The organism is Kitasatospora sp. NPDC036993 (assembly GCF_055607525.1).
The window spans coordinates 304,550-323,757 of the sequence record NZ_JBVJRP010000004.1; the positions used below are offsets into that span (position 1 = coordinate 304,550).

The 19,208-nt window shown below is 72.9% G+C and carries 17 protein-coding genes; 11 read left to right on the forward strand and 6 right to left on the reverse strand.

Features of this window, described 5'->3' with window-relative positions:
- The first annotated feature begins 31 nt into the window (after positions 1-31).
- On the forward strand, positions 32-1,489 hold the full coding sequence (locus ACZ7C5_RS10480; RefSeq protein WP_470322416.1) for a menaquinone biosynthesis decarboxylase: 1,458 nt from the start codon (positions 32-34) through the stop codon (positions 1,487-1,489).
- Positions 1,486-2,385 (forward strand): menaquinone biosynthesis prenyltransferase MqnP, encoded by a 900-nt coding sequence (mqnP, locus tag ACZ7C5_RS10485; RefSeq protein WP_401080066.1) that lies wholly within the window; start codon positions 1,486-1,488, stop codon positions 2,383-2,385. The genes ACZ7C5_RS10480 and mqnP overlap by 4 nt, the downstream gene beginning before the upstream one ends.
- Positions 2,386-2,411: 26 nt before the next feature.
- Here the strand turns inward: mqnP and ACZ7C5_RS10490 are convergent, their stop codons facing one another.
- Entirely contained in the window at positions 2,412-3,167 is a 756-nt protein-coding gene (locus ACZ7C5_RS10490; RefSeq protein ID WP_401080064.1) for an alpha/beta fold hydrolase, read from the reverse strand.
- A gap of 44 nt (positions 3,168-3,211) precedes the next feature.
- Positions 3,212-4,435 carry an FAD-dependent oxidoreductase gene (locus tag ACZ7C5_RS10495; RefSeq protein ID WP_470322417.1) on the reverse strand — a complete coding sequence of 408 codons (1,224 nt, stop codon included), beginning with the start codon at positions 4,433-4,435 and terminating at the stop codon, positions 3,212-3,214.
- A 101-nt stretch (positions 4,436-4,536) separates the two neighbouring features.
- Between ACZ7C5_RS10495 and ACZ7C5_RS10500 the strand changes: the two genes are divergently transcribed.
- Entirely contained in the window at positions 4,537-5,343 is an 807-nt protein-coding gene (locus ACZ7C5_RS10500; protein ID WP_470322418.1) for a TetR/AcrR family transcriptional regulator, read from the forward strand.
- A 128-nt stretch (positions 5,344-5,471) separates the two neighbouring features.
- Here ACZ7C5_RS10500 and ACZ7C5_RS10505 read toward each other — a convergent pair whose 3' ends face one another.
- Positions 5,472-6,188 carry an MOSC domain-containing protein gene (locus ACZ7C5_RS10505; protein WP_401080058.1) on the reverse strand — a complete coding sequence of 239 codons (717 nt, stop codon included), beginning with the start codon at positions 6,186-6,188 and terminating at the stop codon, positions 5,472-5,474.
- 79 nt (positions 6,189-6,267) lie between these two features.
- A complete protein-coding gene (locus tag ACZ7C5_RS10510) occupies positions 6,268-7,011 on the reverse strand; it encodes a cyclase family protein (protein WP_401080056.1) in 744 nt (247 codons plus the stop codon).
- 90 nt (positions 7,012-7,101) lie between these two features.
- Between ACZ7C5_RS10510 and ACZ7C5_RS10515 the strand changes: the two genes are divergently transcribed.
- From ACZ7C5_RS10515 to ACZ7C5_RS10540, 6 genes are all read left to right on the forward strand, one after another.
- Positions 7,102-7,776 carry a UbiX family flavin prenyltransferase gene (locus ACZ7C5_RS10515; protein WP_188301351.1) on the forward strand — a complete coding sequence of 225 codons (675 nt, stop codon included), beginning with the start codon at positions 7,102-7,104 and terminating at the stop codon, positions 7,774-7,776.
- Between the two features lie 119 nt (positions 7,777-7,895).
- Positions 7,896-8,354 carry an Lrp/AsnC family transcriptional regulator gene (locus ACZ7C5_RS10520; RefSeq protein WP_030055719.1) on the forward strand — a complete coding sequence of 153 codons (459 nt, stop codon included), beginning with the start codon at positions 7,896-7,898 and terminating at the stop codon, positions 8,352-8,354.
- A 3-nt stretch (positions 8,355-8,357) separates the two neighbouring features.
- On the forward strand, positions 8,358-9,320 hold the full coding sequence (locus ACZ7C5_RS10525) for a threonine ammonia-lyase (RefSeq protein WP_401080053.1): 963 nt from the start codon (positions 8,358-8,360) through the stop codon (positions 9,318-9,320).
- A 52-nt stretch (positions 9,321-9,372) separates the two neighbouring features.
- Positions 9,373-10,536 (forward strand): aminofutalosine synthase MqnE, encoded by a 1,164-nt coding sequence (gene mqnE, locus ACZ7C5_RS10530; RefSeq protein WP_401080051.1) that lies wholly within the window; start codon positions 9,373-9,375, stop codon positions 10,534-10,536.
- 116 nt (positions 10,537-10,652) lie between these two features.
- The gene (locus ACZ7C5_RS10535) at positions 10,653-11,876 is read left to right on the forward strand and encodes a L,D-transpeptidase family protein (RefSeq protein ID WP_470322419.1); all 1,224 of its coding nucleotides are present in this window, start codon (positions 10,653-10,655) and stop codon (positions 11,874-11,876) included.
- A gap of 123 nt (positions 11,877-11,999) precedes the next feature.
- Positions 12,000-12,944: a beta-ketoacyl-ACP synthase III gene (locus ACZ7C5_RS10540; protein ID WP_401080047.1), complete on the forward strand. Its 945-nt coding sequence runs from the start codon at positions 12,000-12,002 to the stop codon at positions 12,942-12,944.
- A 316-nt stretch (positions 12,945-13,260) separates the two neighbouring features.
- On the opposite strand, the gene ACZ7C5_RS10545 is transcribed toward ACZ7C5_RS10540, so the two are convergent.
- Complete coding sequence (locus ACZ7C5_RS10545; protein ID WP_470322420.1) at positions 13,261-13,908, reverse strand: TetR family transcriptional regulator; 648 nt, start codon at positions 13,906-13,908, stop codon at positions 13,261-13,263.
- A 448-nt stretch (positions 13,909-14,356) separates the two neighbouring features.
- Here ACZ7C5_RS10545 and ACZ7C5_RS10550 point away from each other — a divergent pair, with 448 nt between their 5' ends.
- A complete protein-coding gene (locus ACZ7C5_RS10550; protein WP_470322421.1) occupies positions 14,357-16,738 on the forward strand; it encodes an outer membrane protein assembly factor BamB family protein in 2,382 nt (793 codons plus the stop codon).
- A 37-nt stretch (positions 16,739-16,775) separates the two neighbouring features.
- Here ACZ7C5_RS10550 and galE read toward each other — a convergent pair whose 3' ends face one another.
- Positions 16,776-17,762, reverse strand: a complete 987-nt coding sequence (gene galE, locus ACZ7C5_RS10555; RefSeq protein WP_470322422.1) for a UDP-glucose 4-epimerase GalE — start codon at positions 17,760-17,762, stop codon at positions 16,776-16,778.
- Positions 17,763-17,971: 209 nt separating this feature from the next.
- On the opposite strand from galE, the gene ACZ7C5_RS10560 reads away from it, so the two are divergent.
- Complete coding sequence (locus ACZ7C5_RS10560; protein ID WP_401081309.1) at positions 17,972-19,066, forward strand: S1C family serine protease; 1,095 nt, start codon at positions 17,972-17,974, stop codon at positions 19,064-19,066.
- Positions 19,067-19,208 lie beyond the last annotated feature (142 nt).

Consider the following 19,208-nt stretch of genomic DNA (forward strand, 5'->3'; position numbering starts at 1 on the left):
CCAGGCTATCGGGTGGCGGATACTGACAGGCATGGCATACGACGATCTCCGCTCGTTTCTCCGGGCCCTCGACCGCGAGGGCGACCTCAAGCGCATCAAGGCGGAGGTGGACCCGCACCTGGAGATCGGCGAGATCGTCGACCGGGTGCAGAAGGCCAAGGGCCCGGCGCTGCTCTTCGAGAACGTCAGGGGATCGTCGATGCCGCTGGCGATGAACGTCTTCGGCACCGAGCGGCGGCTGGCCAAGTCGCTCGGCCTCAAGGGCCCGGACGACATCTCGGAGAAGATCGCCGGGCTGCTCAGGCCGGAGCTGCCGCAGGGCTTCACCGGCTTCCGGGACGCCTTCGGCAAGCTCGCCTCGATGGCGCACGTCCCGCCCCGGAACGTGAAGTCCGGTGACGCCCCGGTGCAAGAGGTGGTGCTCACCGGCGACGACGTCGACCTGGACGAGCTGCCCGCCCTCTTCACCTGGCCGCTGGACGGCGGCTCCTTCTTCAACCTGGGCCTGACCCACACCAAGGACCCGGACACCGGCATCCGCAACCTGGGCCTCTACCGGCTCCAGCGGCACGACCGCCGCACCATCGGCATGCACTGGCAGATCCACAAGGACAGCCGCAACCACTACGCGGTGGCGGCCAAGCGGGGCGAGCGCCTCCCGGTCGCGATCGCCTTCGGCTGCCCCCCGGCCGTCACCTACGCGGCCACCGCGCCGCTGCCGGGGGACATCGACGAGTACCTCTTCGCCGGCTTCATCGCGGGCGAGCGGGTGCGGATGGTCGACTGCAAGACGGTGCCGCTCCAGGTCCCGGCCGACGCCGAGGTGGTCCTGGAGGGCTGGCTGGAGCCCGGCGAGACGCTGCCCGAGGGCCCGTTCGGCGACCACACCGGCTTCTACACCCCGCAGGAGCCGTTCCCCGCGCTGACGATCGACTGCGTGACGATGCGCCGCCGTCCGATCCTCCAGTCCATCGTGGTCGGCCGCCCGCCGACCGAGGACGGCCCGCTGGGCAAGTTCACCGAGCGGTTCTTCCTGCCGCTGCTGAAGATCATCATCCCGGACATCGTCGACTACGACCTGCCCGAGGCCGGCGGCTTCCACAACTGCGTGATCGTCTCGATCGACAAGAAGTACCCCAAGCACGCCCAGAAGACGATGCACGCGATCTGGGGCGCGCACATGATGTCGCTGACCAAGCTGATCATCGTGGTGGACTCCGACTGCGACGTGCACGACTACCGGGAAGTGGCCTGGCGGGCCTTCGGCAACGTCGACTACAGCCGCGACCTCACCGTGGTCGAGGGCCCGGTGGACCACCTGGACCACGCCTCGTACCAGCAGTTCTGGGGCGGCAAGGCCGGCATCGACGCGACCAGGAAGCTGCCCGAGGAGGGGTACACCCGGGACGGCGGCTGGCCGGAGATGGTCTCCTCGGACCCGGCGACGGCCGCGCTGGTGAACCGCCGCTGGAAGGAGTACGGACTGTGAGCAGCACGGCCGCGGTAGAGGTCCCCGGGCGGACGAAGGCGTTCCTGCGCCTGGTGATGATCGAGCACTCGGTCTTCGCCCTGCCCTTCGCCTACATCGCCGCGCTGACCGCGATGTTCCTCGCGGACAAGCGGGTGCACTGGGGCGAACTGTTCGTCGTCACCGTGTGCATGGTCGGTCTGCGGACCTTCGCGATGGCGGCCAACCGGATCATCGACCGCGAGATCGACGCCCGGAACCCGCGCACCGCCACCCGCGAACTGGTCACCGGCGCGGTCTCGTTGAAGACCGCGTACGTCGGCTCGGCCGTCGCGCTGGTGGTCTTCCTCGGCGCCGCCGCGATGCTGAACCCGCTCTGCCTGGCGCTCGCGCCGGTGGCCGTGGTGCCGATGGTGGTCTACCCGTACGGCAAGCGGTTCACGGACTTCCCGCAGGCGATCCTGGGGCTGGCCCAGGCGATGGGGCCGGTCGGCGCCTGGCTCGCGGTGACGGGCAGCTGGTCCTGGGAGGCCGCAGTCCTCGGCGCGGCGGTCGGCATCTGGATCGGTGGCTTCGACCTGATCTACGCCTGCCAGGACGTCGAGTCCGACCGCCACGGCAAGGTGCGCTCCGTCCCGGCCCGGTTCGGCATCCCGGCCGCGATCCGCGGTGCGCGGGTGTGCCACCTCCTGACCACGCTGCTGCTGGGCTGGTTCGCGGTCCTCACCGACGCCGGCGTGGCCTTCTGGACCGGCCTCGCGGTCGTCGCGGGCGCGTTCGTCTACGAGCACACCATCGTGAAGCCGAACGACCTGTCGAAGCTCAACCGGGCGTTCTTCCAGACCAACGGCTTCGTGGGCATCTCGCTGTTCTGCTTCGCCCTGCTGGACCTGGTCGTCCGCGGCCTCGGGATCTGACCCCGGGCGCCGGCGCGCCCGCGGCCTCAGTCGTGCAGGAAGCCCTCCATCGCGACGGCCAGGGCCACCGGGGCCTCGTACATCGGGTAGTGCCCGCAGCCGGCGAGCTCCTCCAGTTCGGCGTTGGGGTAGTGGGTGAGGAAGGTGCCGCGCATCACCTCGGTGGTGAGGGCGAGGTCGTACTCGCCGACGATCACCTTGACCGGCACCGGGTTGCCGTCGACCCGGCGGGTCAGGTCGGCCGTCGTCCAGTCGCGGACGTAGCCGCCGAAGGCCTCGGGGGTGGACAGTCGCAGGGACTGGTCGACCATCCGGTCCAGCCAGACCCGGCCGGCCCGCCTGCCGGTGACCAGGTCGAGGATCGCGAAGCGCTTCTCCCGGTCCTCGGCGGCGCCGTGGAACAGCGCCTCGCCCGCCTCGTCCAGCGGGTACGGCCCGGCCGGCACCGGGGCCAGGCCGACCAGCTTGCGGACCCGCAGCGGCGCCTCGGCGAGCACCTGCTGCGCCGCCTTGGCGCCCATCGAGTGGCCGACCAGGGAGAAGCGGTCCCAGCCGAGCCGGTCGGCCAGGGCGAGCGCGTCGGAGGCGATCTCGGCGAGCGTGTACGCGCCGGGGACGTCCTTGCGCTGCCCGTAGCCGCGGTAGTCGAAGAAGGCGTAGCCGAAGGCGTCGCCGTCGAGGCAGTCGAGGAACGGGCCCCAGCCCGCGCTGGTGCCGAACCAGTCGTGCAGGACCAGGACGTGGTGGTCGCCGGTGCCGGTCGAGCGGTGAGGGATCGTCATGTCCTCGGTCGTTCCCCGCGATCCGCCCGTCCGAACGGGTGGGCTCAGGCCTCGCGGCGGGCGAAGGCCGGGGCGTGCTCGGGCAGCGGCCCGAAGGCGATCAGCCGGGACATCAGCAGCGGGAAGCCGGGGAGGTACCGGGCGAGCAGCACCAGCCGGGCCGGCGGCCCGGTCTGCCGGCCGGTGAGGACCGGCTCGAACAGCAGGCGGTGCAGGACCCGCTGCATCCCCTGCATGATCACGGTCGGCCGCCACCGGCGGTGCTGGACCCGGGCCAGGGCCGCGGTGGTCGGGCGGCCGCGCCGCAGCGGCTCGGCGAGCAGGGCGGCGGTCGCGACGGCGTCCTGGATGGCCAGGTTGATGCCCACCCCGCCGGCCGGGGACATCGCGTGGGCGGCGTCGCCGATCAGCAGCAGCCCGTCCCGGTACCAGCGGTCCAGCCGGTTGAGCCGTACGTCGAGCAGGTGCAGGTCGTTGAGGGTCTTCAGCTGGTCGACCCGGTCGGCGTACTGGGGCAGCAGCGCGGCGATCCGCTCGCGGAACCGCTCGACGCCCTCGGCGCGCAGGTGCGGGTCGGTGCCCTTGGCGCGGAAGTAGGCGACCTGGAAGTAGTCCTTCCGGGCGAAGCTCAGCGCCATGTCGCCGTGCCCGAAGCCGGGGACGAGGCTGGGCGGCAGGGCCTGCTCGTGGGGGTGCCGGGGCAGCCGGAACCACCAGACGTCGAAGGGCACCGGGAACTCCCTGGGCGTCAGCCCGGCCGCCCGGCGCAGGGTGGAGTGCCGGCCGTCGGCGGCGACGGTGAGGCCGGCGCGCAGCTCGCCCTCCTCGCCGTCCCCGGTGCGGTACCGGACGCCGGTCACCCGGCCGCCCTCGCGGAGCAGGCCGGTCGCCTCGGTGTTCATCCGCAGCGTGAAGGTGGGCTCCCGCCGGGCCTCGGTGACCAGGAAGTCCAGGAGGTCCCACTGCGGGATCATCGCGATGTAGTTGTACGGCGCGGGCAGCCGCTCGTAGGCGCTCAGCGCGACGGGGGCGGCGCCGGGCGGCCGCACCACCAGGTTGCCGAGCCGGCTCTGCGGCAGGGCGGCGAACTTCCGGCCGAGGCCGAGTTCGTCCATCAGCCGCACGGTGGAGGCGTGGACGGTGTCGCCGCGGAAGTCGCGCAGGAAGTCCGTGTGCTTCTCCAGCACGGTGACCTCGATGCCGGCGCGCGCCAGCATCAGGCCCAGCATCATTCCGGCAGGGCCGCCGCCGGAGATCACGACGCTCATGGCTCTCCCCTTTCAGTGCTCATTCGATCACCGTCCGTGTGGAACCTGCATGTACAGAGTCTCTGGAACCGTCTCAGATGTCAAGTAGTACGATGCTTCACATGAAGGAGCTGGTGGCGGCCGCCCTCACGGCGGCGAAGGAGCGGGGCCGGGACGTCGCCGACGTCCCGCTGACGGCGATCGCGGCGACGGCGGGCATCTCCCGCAGCACGCTGCTGCGCCGGATCGGCGGCTCCCGGACGGCGCTGGACGCGGCCGTCAGGGAGGCGGGGGTCGACCCGGGCGGACGGCCGCCGGTGCGCGAGCGCGCGATCGAGGCGGCGGCCCTGCTGGTGGCCGAGCGCGGCCTGGCCGGGGTCACCCTGGACGCCGTCGCGGACCGGGCCGGTTGCTCGCTGCCCAGCCTGCACGCCGTCTTCGAGGGGCGGGACGGCCTGCTCGCCGCCGTCTTCGAGCGGCACTCCGCGCTGCCCCGGCTGGAGGCCCTGGCCGCCGACCCGCCGGAGGGGCTGGAGGACACCGTGCGGGCGCTCCACGCCGCCTTCGCCGCGGCCTTCGAGCACGAGCCGCGGATCGTCCCGGCGGTCTTCGCCGACCTGCTCGGGCGGCCGGACGGCCCGGCCGCCCGGGTGCTGGCCGTCGGTCTGCCGCGGACGCTCGACATCCTCGACGGGCTGCTGGGGCCGCACGTGCGGGCCGGCCGGCTGAGACCGCTGCCCACCCCGGTGCTGGTCCAGCTGCTGCTCGGCCCGCTGCTCAACCACGTCCTGATGCGGCCGGTGCTGGAACCCGCCCTGGGGGCGGGGCTGCCCTCGATGGACGAGACCGTCGAGATCTTCGTGGACGCCTACCTGCGGGCGGTCGCCGTTCCCGCCCCGGCGCAGGGGGGCGAGGCCGGCGGGCCCTGAGCGGGCCGTCCGGGAGCCCCGTCGAGCAGGCCCTCCGCCCGGTCCGCGGTCACCGGCCCCGGCGGCCGGCCGGTTCTCCTGCGGCGAAGGGGAAGTGGCGATGCGCGGATCGACGTGGGGCGGTGCGATCAGTCCAGGACCAGCCGGTCGCCGACCCGCAGCCGGCCCGGGGCGGCGACCTCGGCGAGGGCGTCCAGCCGGCCGTCGTGGGCGTGCACGACGGCCTTGAGGATCTCGGGCGCGTGCGGCAGCCCGGGCTGCGGGGCGCCCGTCATCGCACAGCGCTCGCTGGAGGCGACGAAGGAGAGTCCGGCGCCGCCGGGGGCCTCGCCGCGGGCCCGCCGGCCGAGCCAGGCGTCCTCGGCGAACGGCGGGGTGCCGGGCGGGGTGCGCAGCACGATGTTGGGGCGGAACCGGCGCTCGTCGACCACGGCGAACGGGACGGCCTCGCGGACCCAGTCCAGGGTGGCGGTGCTGAGCACGCTGACCGGCATCCGGTCGAAGTGCGAGACGGCGTCCTCGCGGGCGAGTTCGACGTCGTCGAGCTGGAGGTAGGCGCGCAGGAAGGCGTCCGGCCGGTCGACCGGGCGGCCGAGCGGGTCGAACAGCTCGGGGCCGTCGATCCGGTGGCCGAGCCGGGCGGAGAGGCGGAGCAGGCCGTCCATCCGGCGGAAGCGGCGGGTGTCCTTGCCCGAGCCGAGCTTGCCGGTCGCGTCGCGGACGGCGTAGAGGCGGTCGCCGGCCAGGCCGCGCTCGTCCACCTCGACGGAGTCGAGCCGCTCGCCGCCGGTGGATTTCACGGGGTAGCGCCAGATTCGCTCGATCACTCCGATGATCTCAGCCATGGCCGGAAAGCGTACTGGCGTTGACGGGGGATGGTCTAGACCAAGTCGGGCAGGGTCGGGCGGGGACCGCCGGAGCGGCTCAGCCCAGCCGGGCCACCGCCCGTACCGGCGCGCCGTCCGCCGCGACCAGCCGCAGCGGGAACAGCGAGACCTCCACCGGCAGTCCGGCCTCCTGGGCCGCCAGCAGCGGCCGCAGATCGGTCAGGTTCTCGGCGATCACCCCGCCGCCGGACGCGCCCAGCAGCACCCGGTGCGCGGCGAGCGAGGGCTCGTCGGGGGTGCCGTGGTCGTGCTCGTCGGTGAGGTCGGCGAGCAGCGCGGCCACCGCGGGATCGCCCGGACCGGGGTCGGGGGTCGGGTCGACGCTGAGCGCGTCCACCCCGACCGTCCGCACCCCGGCGGCGACGATCGCCTCGGCGGCGGCCGGGGTCAGGCTGGGGTGGGCGAGGTAGACGTCGGTGCCCCAGTGCCGGGCCCAGCCGGTGGCCAGCAGCAGGACGGTGCCCTCGGCGGCCCGTGCCAGCGCGGGCGCCAGCAGCTCGGGCGTGACGGCCGTCCTGGGCTCCAGCCCGCGCAGGTCGGCGACCACGGCCGGGCCGGTGAACCGCTCCAGCGGCAGCCCGTCCAGGGTCGGCCAGGTGACGTCCACGTGGTACGGCGCGTCCACGTGCGTCCCGGACTGCGAGCCGAGGTGCAGGGCCAGCACGTTCACCCCGGCGGTGGCCGTGGTGAGCGCGGGCTCCAGCAGGACGGCCGGATCGCCGGGGTAGACCGGCATCGCGGTGGTCACCTGATGGGTGAGGTCGACGAGGGTCGCTGCCATGCCCCCATCCTTCCAGGGGACGGCGGCTCCCGGGCCCCTCCCGGCCCGCCCGGGCCGAACGCGCAGGTCGGGCCGGGACAGAATTGCCCCATGGGAACTGCGAAGCGTCAGCCGTGGGTGGTCGGGGTCTCCGGTGCGTCGGGGACGCCGTACGCGGCCTCGGTGATCCGCGCGCTGCTGGCCGCCGGCGAGGCGGTGGACCTGATCGTCAGCCGCGCCGCCAGGCTCACCATCCTGGACGAGACCGGGATCTCCTTCCGGGACGCCCACTGGCGCACCGACCTCGCCGCCTGGCTCGGGAGCGACCAGGGCCTGGACGACGTCCGCTACTGGTCCGCCGGGGACTTCGCGGCCGGCCCGTCCAGCGGCTCGTACCCCGCCAAGGGCATGCTCGTGGTGCCCGCGACCACCGGCGCGGTGGCCGGGATCGCGCTCGGTCTGAGCAAGGACCTGTTGCAGCGCGTCGCCAGCGTCACCCTCAAGGAGCGCCGTCCACTCGTCGTCTGCGTGCGCGAGGCACCACTCAACGGGGTGACGTTGAAGCACCTGGTGGAGCTCGACGCGCAGGGGGCGGTCGTGCTGCCCGCTTCGCCCGGTTTCTACGCCGGCGGCTCCACCGTGCGCGAACTCGTGGACTTCGTGGCCGGGCGGGTGCTGGACGCCGTCGGCGTGCCGCATTCCCTGTACCTGCGCTGGGAAGGGGAGTTGGGAGCGGCCGCCCGCCGGGTGGACGACAACGGCGGCGGGCGGATCGAGGGGGAGTAAGGAGACCGGGGGCGGGAGAGTATGTTCTCTGCGATATCCGGGTCGGTCGGCGCACAGTGCCTTTGAATCCGGATAATGATCTGTGGGTCTGGCGAGGTTCGGAAGGACGCGGACGGTATATGGACACGGTGGACAGACAGCTCATCCAGGCGCTCCGGGAGAACGGCCGCGCGTCCTACGCCGAGTTGGGCCGCCTGGTCGGGCTCTCCGGCCCGAGCGTCACGGACCGGATCAACCGCCTGGAGCAGGCCGGTGTCATCACCGGCTACCGGGCGACGGTCAATCCGGCCTCGCTCGGCTTCGGCGTCACGGCCCTGATCGGCCTTCAGCTCACCGACGCCGCGGACCACGAGGACGTCGCGTTCCGGCTGAAGGACCTCAACGAGGTCGAGGACTGCTGGTTCATCGCCGGCGACGACTCGTACATGCTCAAGGTCCGGGTGGCCGACGTGGCCGGCCTGGAGTCGGTGGTCAAGCGGATCTCGGGCACGAAGGGCGTGGCCAGGACCCGCACCACCGTCGTACTCTCCACGAAGTGGGAGAACCGGGTGAGTGAACTCCCCCCTGTAGGAGAGTGACGCATGGCACTGGTCGGCCTGGAGGAACTGCGCGCCGCACGGCAGCGGATCGCGGGGATCGCCGTACGCACCCCGCTGGTCCCCGCCCCCTGGGCGGCCGACGGGGAACGGCGGCTCTGGCTGAAGCCCGAGAACCTCCAGCCGACCGGGGCCTTCAAGACCCGCGGCGCCTACAACCGGCTGGCCGCGCTCACCGCGGACGAGCGCTCCCGCGGCGTGGTCGCCCAGTCCAGCGGTAACCACGCGCAGGCGGTGGCGTACGCGGCCAGGACGCTCGGCATCAAGGCCGTGATCGTGATGCCGGACACCTCGCCCGCGGTGAAGGTGGAGGCCACCCGCTCGTTCGGCGCCGAGGTGATCCTCGTCGCGCCCGAGGAGCGGGACACCCTGCCCGGCGAGCTGGCGGCGAAGCACGGCTACGTCTGGGTGCCGCCGTACGACGACCCGTTCATCATCGCGGGCCAGGGCACGGTCGGCCTGGAGATCGCCGAGGACGCCCCGGCCGAGCTGGACACCGTCCTGGTGCCGGTCAGCGGCGGCGGCCTGATCAGCGGGACGGCGGCCGCGCTCAAGCTCACCCGCCCCGGCATCCGGGTGGTCGGCGTGGAGCCCGAACTGGCCGCCGACGCCCAGGCCAGCCTGCGGGCCGGCCGCCGGGTCGAGTGGCCGGTCGCCGACACCTACCGGACCATCGCGGACGGGCTGCGCACCCCGTCGCTCGGCGTGCTGCCGTTCGAGCACGTCACCGCCTACGTGGACGACATCGTCACCGTCACCGAGGACGAGATCCGCGCCACCGTGGCCGTGCTGGCCCGGCGCGGCAGGCTGGTCGCCGAGCCCTCGGGGGCGGTCGCCCCGGCCGCCTACCTCCACCGCGCGGCCGAGACCGGGGGCCAGGCGGTGGCGGCCGTGGTCAGCGGCGGCAACATCGACCCGGTACTGCTCGCCGAGCTGCTGTCGGCATAGGCGTAACCTCGTTCCGGCAAGGAATCGAACGTCGGAGGAGGCGGGGCACCGCATGGACGCAGGACTCAAGCGCGAGCTGGAGGCGAAGGTCTACGCGGGTGAGCGGCTGACCCGCGAGGACGGGATCGCGCTCTACGGGAGCGACGACCTGGCCTGGCTGGGCGGGCTGGCCCACCACGTGCGGACGCGGAAGAACGGCGACGTCGTCCACTTCAACGTCAACCGCCACCTCAACATGACCAACGTGTGCAGCGCGTCCTGCGCGTACTGCTCGTTCCAGCGAAAGCCGGGCGAGAAGGACGCCTACACGATGCGCATCGAGGAGGCCGTCCGCCTCGCCAAGGCGATGGAGAGCGACTCCCTCACCGAGCTGCACATCGTGAACGGCCTGCACCCGACCCTGCCGTGGCGCTACTACCCGCGCTCGCTGCGGGAGCTGAAGGCGGCGCTGCCGAACGTCTCGCTGAAGGCCTTCACCGCCACCGAGATCCACTGGTTCGAGAAGATCAGCGGCCTGTCCGCCGACGAGATCATGGACGAGCTGATCGACGCCGGCCTGGAGTCGCTGACCGGCGGCGGCGCGGAGATCTTCGACTGGGAGGTCCGTCAGCACATCGTCGACCACGACACCCACTGGGAGGACTGGTCGCGGATCCACCGCCTCGCGCACGGCAAGGGCCTCAAGACGCCGGCCACCATGCTGTACGGCCACATCGAGGAGCCCCGCCACCGGGTGGACCACGTGCTGCGGCTGCGCGAGCTCCAGGACGAGACCGGTGGCTTCCAGGTCTTCATCCCGCTGCGCTACCAGCACGACTTCCACGACTCCAAGGACGGCGTCGTGCGCAACAAGCTGATGGCCCGCACGGAGATGGCCACCGGTGCCGAGGCGCTGAAGACCTTCGCGGTCTCCCGGCTGCTCTTCGACAACGTCCCGCACGTCAAGGTCTTCTGGGTGATGCACGGCGTCACCACCGCCCAGCTGGCGCTCAGCCACGGCGCGGACGACATGGACGGCTCGGTGGTCGAGTACAAGATCACCCACGACGCGGACAACTTCGGCACCCCGAACAAGCTCGGCCGCGACGACCTGCTCGGCCTGATCCGCGACGCCGGCTTCCGCCCGGTGGAGCGCAACACCCGCTACGAGATCATCCGCGAGTACGAGGGCCCGGACCGGACGCGCCGTGAGTCCCCGCAGGCGATGCGCCTCTGACCTGCGAAGCATCCCCGCCGCCCCGGCCGCTCTCCGGCCGGGGCGGCGGTGTCTTCACCGCCTCCGCACGAGGCCCGGGTTTACCAACGGGTACGGCGTTTGGCAGGATCGACCGCATGTCCGGTTCTGATCGCGCCACCGCGTACCCGCCGCACCAGCCGATGCGGGATCCGGTCGACCTGATGCCGCAGCAGCCGTACGAGGGCTTCCAGCCGTACCAGCAGCCGGTTCGGGAGGGCTACGGCCACGGCGGGTACCAGCCGTACGAACAGGCCCCTGACGGGTACTACGTGGCGTACGGGCAGCCGGTTCAGCCGTACGAGGCCGAGCCCGGCTACGAGGCCTGGCCCGGCTACGAGGCGGGGCCCGTTCCCGTCCACGAGCCCGTTCCCGCGTACGAGCCCGAGCCGATCTACGAGCCCGAGCCCGTGGTGCTCGCCGCCGCCCCCGTGGCCCCCGTCGTGGGCGCCAGGTCGGCTGCCCGGGGCCGGCGGCGCAAGGCCAAGCAGAAACGTCACGGCAAGGCCATGATGGCCGGCACCGCCCTGCTGGTCGCCGCCACCGCCGGCTGGTACGCCGTCGGCCAGGACGGCGCCAAGCCCGGCATCGCCGCCGCCGACGGCCCCGGCCCGGAGGGCGTCAGCAAGCCGGACCAGCCCGTCCCGGCCCCCGCGGCCGCCCAGGCCGCCTCCGACCGGCAGTCCGCGGCCCCGGCCGCCGACCGCAGCCAGACCCGCCAGGACGGCTCGGTCGCCGCGATACCCGGCCTCGGCGCGGCCTTCACCGCGAAGATCCCCGCCGAGACCGCCCAGGTGGTGGTCGCCACCGGCCAGGACAAGAACACCGACAAGAACAGCGTCACCCTCTGGACCCGCACCCCCGAGGGCCGCTGGCTGGCCGGCGAGACCTGGCAGGGCCACAACGGCAAGAACGGCTGGACCACCGACCACAACGAGGGCGACCTGCGCAGCCCGATCGGCGTCTTCGGCCTCACCGACGCGGGCGGCCGCAAGGCGAACCCGGGCAGCAAGCTCCCGTACGACAAGGACCCGAGCTTCGTGGTCTCCGGCACGGGCTTCTTCGGCGACCAGCTGGCCGGCTCCTTCGACTACGTGGTCGCGATCAACTACAACCGCGTCGCCGGCAACACCCCGCTCGACACGCGCCGCCCGATGGGCTCCAAGAAGGGCGGCGGCATCTGGCTCCACGTGGACCACGACGGCCCCACCCACGGCTGCGTGTCGATCCCCGAGGACAAGATGGCCCAGCTGATCCGCACCCTGGACCCGGCCGCCCACCCGGTCATCGTGATGGGCGACTCCGCCGCACTGGCCGCCTGACCTCGGCATTGTGCACGGCCCGGGCACCCCAACGGGTCTTGTCGATCTCCTACAGATCGAGGGGACGGATCCTGTCACCGGTCATACCCTGCTGACCAGTGGGTAACGGGGTTCCATGGCAGTATGAGCGGTTCGCGCATTGTGGCACTCGGCCACTTCCAGCCCCCCAAGGTCCTCACCAACGACGACCTGGCGGCACTCGTCGACACCGACGACGAGTGGATCCGCACCCGTGTGGGCATTCGCACCCGGCACATCGCCGAGGACGAGACCCTGGTCGACCTCGCCACCGAGGCCGCCCAGAAGGCACTCGCCAACGGCGGCCGGACGGCGGCGGAGATCGACCTCGTGGTGGTCGCCACCTGCACCGCGATCGAGCGCAGCCCCAACACCGCCGCCGCCGTGGCCGCCCGGCTGGGCGTGCGCTCGCCCGCCGCGTACGACATCAACACGGTCTGCTCCGGCTTCTCCTACGCCCTGGCCACCGCCGACCACGCGATCCGGGCCGGTTCGGCCCGCCGCGCGCTGGTGATCGGCGCCGAGCGGATGTCCGACACGCTCGACTGGACCGACCGCTCCACCTGCGTGATCTTCGGCGACGGCGCCGGCGCCGCGCTGGTCGAGGCCCAGGAGGAGGGCGCCGAGCCCGGCATCGGGCCGGTGGTCTGGGGCTCGGAGCCGGAGCGGGGCGACGCGGTGGTCATCACCGGCTGGGACCCGGTGATCAGCCAGCAGGGCCAGTCGGTCTTCCGCTGGGCCACCACCCAGCTCGCCCCGCTGGCCAGGCAGGCCTGCGAGCGCGCCGGGATCGACCCGTCCGAGCTGAAGGGCTTCGTCCCGCACCAGGCCAACCTGCGGATCATCGACGCGATCGCCGGCAAGCTGGGCCTCGTCGACGCGGTGGTCGCCAGGGACGTGGTCCACTCCGGCAACACCTCGGCGGCCTCCATCCCGCTGGCCTTCTCCAAGCTGGTCGAGCGCGGCGAACTGTCGCCCGGCGACCCGGTCCTGCTCTTCGGCTTCGGCGGCGGCCTGGCGTACGCCGGCCAGGTCGTGCGCTGCCCCTGACCCGGCGGACGGCCCCGACGCCGCCCTCAGGCCGCTGTGACGCCGCCTGAGGGCGGCTCGACGCTGTCCGAGGACGTCCTCGGCGCCGTCTGAGGGCGGCAGCCGCCGCCTCGGCGCCGCCTGAGGGCGTCGCGACCCGGTCCGGAGACGGACATGCCGGTGGGCGGGCACCCTGTCACGGGTGCCCGCCCACCGGCATGTCTGGCGCGCGTGCGGCACGTCGGCGGACCTCCCCCGAGGACACGGCCGCCGTCCGTCGTTCCCCGGACAGGAGGCCGGGTGGCGCGCGGAGCGGATGGTGGGTCGGAGGATGGTCCTACTTGGGCGCCTTCTTGCCGGTGACGCCCAGGTACACCAGGGGAGCGAGGTTGGGCTTGAGGTCCTTGACCTTGACGCCCCAGGAGGTGAAGGCCTTCTGGTGCTCGGCCGCCGAGGCGAGCAGCGAGACCAGGGCCCCGGCCACGGCGTTGGGATCGAGCGACTTGTCGGCCTGACCCTTCGCCTGGAGTTCCCTGACGGCCTCCGCGAGTGGCTTGGCGACCGCGTTGAGGACCGTCATGCGGATCTTGAAGAACCGCTTGTCCCCCTCGGCGGCACCGAGCGTGACCACTCGGAGAATGGCGTCGTTCTTGCGCCAGAAGGCGAGGAATCCGTCGACCAGTTCTTCCGAAGTGGTCGGTCCGGACTTCCCTGCCCAGGACTTTCCGGCCACCAGCTCTTTGAGCTGGTCGGCGTCCTTGGCTATTTCCTCGGCGATTTCGAGGACAGCGCCCTCGACATCCGGGAAGTACTGGTAGAAGGTCGCGGGGGAGGTACCCGCCATACGGGCGACGTCGATGACCTTGACGTCCCGATAGGGCGACGTGCTGAGCATCTCGCGGAGGCAATCGAGCAGCTTCTGCCGCGTCTCCTGTCCGCGTCGCCCGGCGACGCGACCGTCGACGGTGCGAACTTGTCCTGTCATGCCGTCAGCTTACCGTGGCACGATCTTGGCGCGATTCGGTGATGCGACTATTACTCCGCACGGGGGTTGCTATAGCGCCCTGAACCGCTTCGGACGGATATTCACGGGGCTTCGATGCCCCTGTTGAAGCCCCCCCGTGTGCTTTTGACCTCACAGCGTGACGGCGAGTCCGCTGAGGGGTGGTCGAGTGACAGAGCGTGACGATGTTCGGAAGTCGGGGAGCCGTCCGGAAGTGGACGGTCCCGGGCTCCGCGCGCAAGCCGCCTCCGGAGCGGGCGTCAGGATCCGGCCGTTCAGTCCTCGCTGGTCAGGGGCCCGTCGGGGGCGTCCTCCGGCCCCGGGCGGCGGGTTCGGGCCGGTGGGGGAGGTTGGATATGCGTGGGGCGGCATTGGAGAATCGGGTCCGGCACCACGCGGCGGGTGCGGACAACGGGGAGGTGGCAGCGGAGTGGACCAGCTGACGGCGCACGATCCGAGGCGGATCGGGCCCTTCGAGGTGCTGGGGCGGCTCGGCGCGGGTGGGATGGGGCTGGTCTACCTGGCGCGTTCCGCGTCGGGGCGGCGGGTGGCCATCAAGACCGTGCGGGGTGAGCTGGCCGAGGACGAGCTGTTCCGGGTCCGCTTCGCCCGGGAGATCGCGGCCGCCAAGACGGTCGGCGGCTTCTACACGGCGGCCGTGGTGGACGCGGACGCGGACGCCCGGGTGCCCTGGCTGGCCACCGCGTACATCCCGGCCCCCTCGCTGGAGGACCTGGTCGAGGACTGCGGCCCGCTGCCGGTGGACGCCACCCGCTGGCTGGTCGCCGGCATCGCGGAGGCCCTCCAGTCCATCCACGCGGCCAATCTGATCCACCGCGACCTCAAGCCCTCGAACGTCCTGGTGGTCGAGGACGGCCCGAAGGTGATCGACTTCGGCATCGCGGCCGGGGTGTCCAGCACCCGGCTCACCATGACCAACGTCGCGGTCGGCACGCCGGCCTACATGTCCCCCGAGCAGGCCAGGGACAGCCGTACCGTCCGGGGCGCCAGCGACGTCTTCTCGCTCGGCTCGCTGATGGTCTTCTGTGCCACCGGGCACCCGCCCTACCGGGGCACCAACCCGGTCGAGACGGTGTTCCAGCTGCTGCGCGAAGAGCCGGACCTGACCGGCATGCCGCGCGAGCTGATGGACCTGGTGCGGGCCTGCATGCAGCAGGCGCCCGAGCGCCGGCCGACCCCGGCGCAGATCCAGGCCGAGCTGGCCCCGCACCTGTTCTCCAGGGACGACGCCGGCGGCGAGGTCGGGGACTGGCTGCCGACCAACGCGCTGGAGCTGATCGAGCGCAAGCGGGGCCGCCGGCCGGCCGCCCAGGCCCGTCCGCCGGCCGGTCCGGCCCAGCCGCCGCCCCCGCAGGCGCCGCCCGCGCACTTCCCGTCGCAGCACCTCGGGCCGGCCGACCCGCGCACCGACGCGGCCGGGCGGCACGCCCAGCCGCCGGCCGGGCCCGTGCACAGCCTGCCGCACCCGCCCCCGCCCCCGCACCCGGGTCCCGGCCCGGAGGCCGAGATCGCGACCGCGAAGATCGCCTCCCCGAACCGGCACCGGGCGCCCGGCGGCGCCGTCGAGGTGCAGCTGTCCGGCGCCTCGGTGCGGATAGGCCCGGGGCCGCGGGCGGAGCACGAGCAGCCGGGGCCGAACACCGCCCCGGCCACCACCGACTGGGTCCGCCGGGCTCCGACCCCGCCGCCCGCCCCGGTCGCCCGCTGGCGCCCCTGGCGGTTCCGGATGTCCAACGACGTCTGGGGTACCCCGGTGGTCTCCGACGGCACGCTCTTCGTCTCCAGCTTCGAGGTGCACGCGCTGGACATCGCCTCCGGCGAGCGCCGCTACAAGACCAGGGACGTCGCCTGGGCGCTCGCGGTGGACGCCGGCCGGGCGCACGCCGCGGACGGCCCGCACCTGTACACGGTGGACGCCGCGGACGGCACCGAGCGCTGGCGCACCTCGCTGGACGGCTGGGTCTACTCGCTCTCCGCCGCCGACGGCGTGCTCTGCTGCGGCATCAGGGGCGGCGGCGTCCAGCTCCGCTCGGCCGCCAACGGCGCCGAGCTGTGGCGCGCCGACGACGCCCAGCAGGACTACGAGAACCCGCAGTCGGGCCCGGTCCTGGTGGGCGGCGCCGCCTACTACTACGGCGCCGGGAGGCTGCGCTGCATCGACCCGCGCGGCGCCGGCCTGCGCTGGTCGTTCCCGGTCGGCGAGGACGTGCCCTCGCACCCGGTCGAGCGCGGCGGCGTGCTGTACGTGTCGGCCGGCACCCGGGTGTACGCGCTGGACGCGGTCAGCGGGGCCGAGCGCTGGCGCTTCGACGCCCCGGTGGTGCTGTTCACCCCGCCCGCCCTGGACGCCGACGCGGTCTACGTGGCCGACTACCTCGGCACCGTCTACGCGCTGGACGCGGCCACCGGCCTGGACCGCTGGCGCGGGGTCACCGGACGCCGCCAGGGCGGTGACCCGGTGGTGGTCTCGGACGGCATGGTGCTGGTCGGCAACGGTGAGGTGCTGTACGCCTTCGAGGCGGCCACCGGCCGGGAGCGCTGGCGCTACACCGCCCGCGGCGAGATCGTCGGCTCCCCGGCGGTGGCCGACGGCCTGGTGCATCTGGGCAGCCGGGACCACTCGCTGCACACCCTGGACCTGGCGAGCGGTCAGCTGCGCTGGGAGCTCGGCACCAAGGGCGAGCTCACCGGCTCGCCGGTGGCGGTCGGCGGGCGGGTCTTCGTCGGCTCCAAGGACCGCTGCGTGTACGCGCTGGACGCCTTCTACGGCACGGCGGTGCCCGCCCGCTGAACCGCGGGGCGGACACCGCCGGGCCGGTGCCGTCGGATCAGGCCCTGCGGGCCCCGGGGTGGCGGCTGCACCAGCCGTCCCACGCGGAGGAGACCATCTCCGCCACGTCGTGGCGCGCGGTCCAGTCCAGCTCGCGGTGGATCAGGTCGGCGGAGGCCACCACCCGGGCCGGGTCGCCGGCCCGGCGCGGGGTCACCTCGGCGGCGGTGTCGTAGCCGGTGACCTTGCCGATCACCTCCAGCATCTCCTTGACGCTGACGCCCTCGCCGCGGCCGATGTTCAGCACCAGGGAGGTCGCGCCGGCCGGGTCGGCGGCCAGCCGCCTGGCGGCCGCCACGTGCGCCGAGGCGATGTCGGAGACGTGGATGAAGTCGCGGACGCAGGTGCCGTCCGGGGTGGGGTAGTCGTCTCCGAAGACCCGCGGGGCCTGGCCGGCGGTCAGCCGCTCGAAGACCATCGGGATCAGGTTGAACACCCCGGCGTCGGAGAGCTCGGGGGAGGCGGCGCCGGCCACGTTGAAGTAGCGCAGGGCCACGGTGGACATGCCGTGGGCCTTGCCGGCCGCGGCGACCAGCCACTCGCCGGCCAGCTTGGTCTCGCCGTACGGGCTCATCGGGTCGCAGGGCGTGGACTCGGTGACCAGGTCGACGTCCGGCATGCCGTAGACCGCGGCGGAGGAGGAGAAGAGGAAGCGCTTCACCCCGCCCTCGGCGGCGGCCTCCAGCATGGTCTGGAGGCCGATCATGTTCTCGCGGTAGTACAGGAAGGGCTGCTCGACGGACTCGCCGACCTGCTTCTTGGCGGCGAAGTGCAGGACGCCCTCGACGCGGTGCTCGCGGATCGCGGCGTCCAGGGCGGCGCGGTCCAGGGTGGAACCCTCGATCAGGGGGACGCCGGCCGGCAGCCGGGAGGCGTCGCCGGTGCTGAGGTCGTCGAGGACGGCGACCCGCTCCCCGGCGTCGAGCAGCTGTCGGACGACGTGTCCGCCGATGTATCCGGCACCGCCGGTGATCAACCAAGTCATGTGCCGATCCTAGGCGTTCGGGTTCGTCCGGCCGCGTTCGGGCGAGTCGGGCCCGCAAATCGGACAAAACGGTGAAAAGCTGGCGAAGATTTCCGTGCTCCCAACCCGCGCCCTCGGCGCGGTGACGAATCGGAGGCAGCCAGGTGAGCCGTCACAAGGAACACACCCGCCCCCTGCCCGCCGGGCCGCGGCCGACCCGGCCGGGGGCGCTGACCGGACGGCTGCCGGCGGCGCTCGCGGTCGCGGTGGCGGCCGCGCTGACGCTGGCCGGATGCAGCAGCGGTTCGCCCGCCTCGTCCCCGGTCGCCGCCACCGGCTCGCCCTCGGCCTCCGGGACCAAGCAGCCCACGACGCCGGGCCCGTCCAACGGCGCGACCCAGTTGCAGGAGGCGTACCAGACGGTGATCGCCAACGTGCTGCCCTCCGTGGTGCAGATCACCACCGGCGACAGCCTCGGCTCCGGGATCGTCTACGACGACAAGGGCGACATCGTCACCAACGCCCACGTGATCGGCTCCGCGAAGTCCTTCACGGTGACCCTCGCCAACAGCACCAAGACGCTGGACGCCGGCCTGGTCGCCAGCTACCCCGACGCCGACCTCGCGGTGATCCGGCTGACCAGTCCGCCGAGCGGCCTGAGGCCGGCGAGCTTCGGCGACTCGGGCAAGGTCCAGCTCGGCCAGATCACCCTCGCCATGGGCAGCCCGCTCGGGCTCTCCAGCAGCGTCACCCAGGGCATCGTCTCGGCCACCGGGCGGACCGTCTCCGAGCCCCAGGCCCCCGGGTCGCCGGGCGCCACCATCGGCAACATGGTGCAGACCTCGGCGGCGATCAACCCGGGCAACAGCGGCGGCGCGCTGGTCGACCTGGACAGCAAGGTGATCGGCATCAACACGCTCGCCGCGACCGAGCCGCAGAGCAACGGCGCCGCCGCCCCCGGCATCGGCTTCGCCATCCCGGCGTCCACCATCACCAACATCGCCGACCAGCTGATCAAGCAGGGCAAGGTCACCAACTCGGGCCGGGCCGCGCTCGGCATCACCGCCAGGACCAGCTTCGACCAGCAGTTCCAGCCGGCCGGCGCGGTCATCGTGGCGGTCACCGCGGGCGGTGCGGCGGCCTCGGCGGGGCTCCAGGCCGGCGACGTCATCACCAAGATCGGCGACACCGCGGTCGACTCGCTGAACGCGCTCACCACCGCGCTCGCCTCGCTGACCCCGGGCAGCAAGGTCACCGTCACGTACACCAGGGACGGCGCCACCAAGACCGCCGAGGTCACCCTCGGCGAACTGGAGTCCCCGTAGGCCTCAGGCCTCCCAGCCGGACCCTCCTCCAGCTCCGGTACGGGGACGCCGGGCCGCACGCCGCGCAAGGGTTCAGCGGGCCGGGTGCCGTACCGGACCGGCGCCGGGCCCCCGTCACTGCCTCGACGGGGTCCCGGCGCCT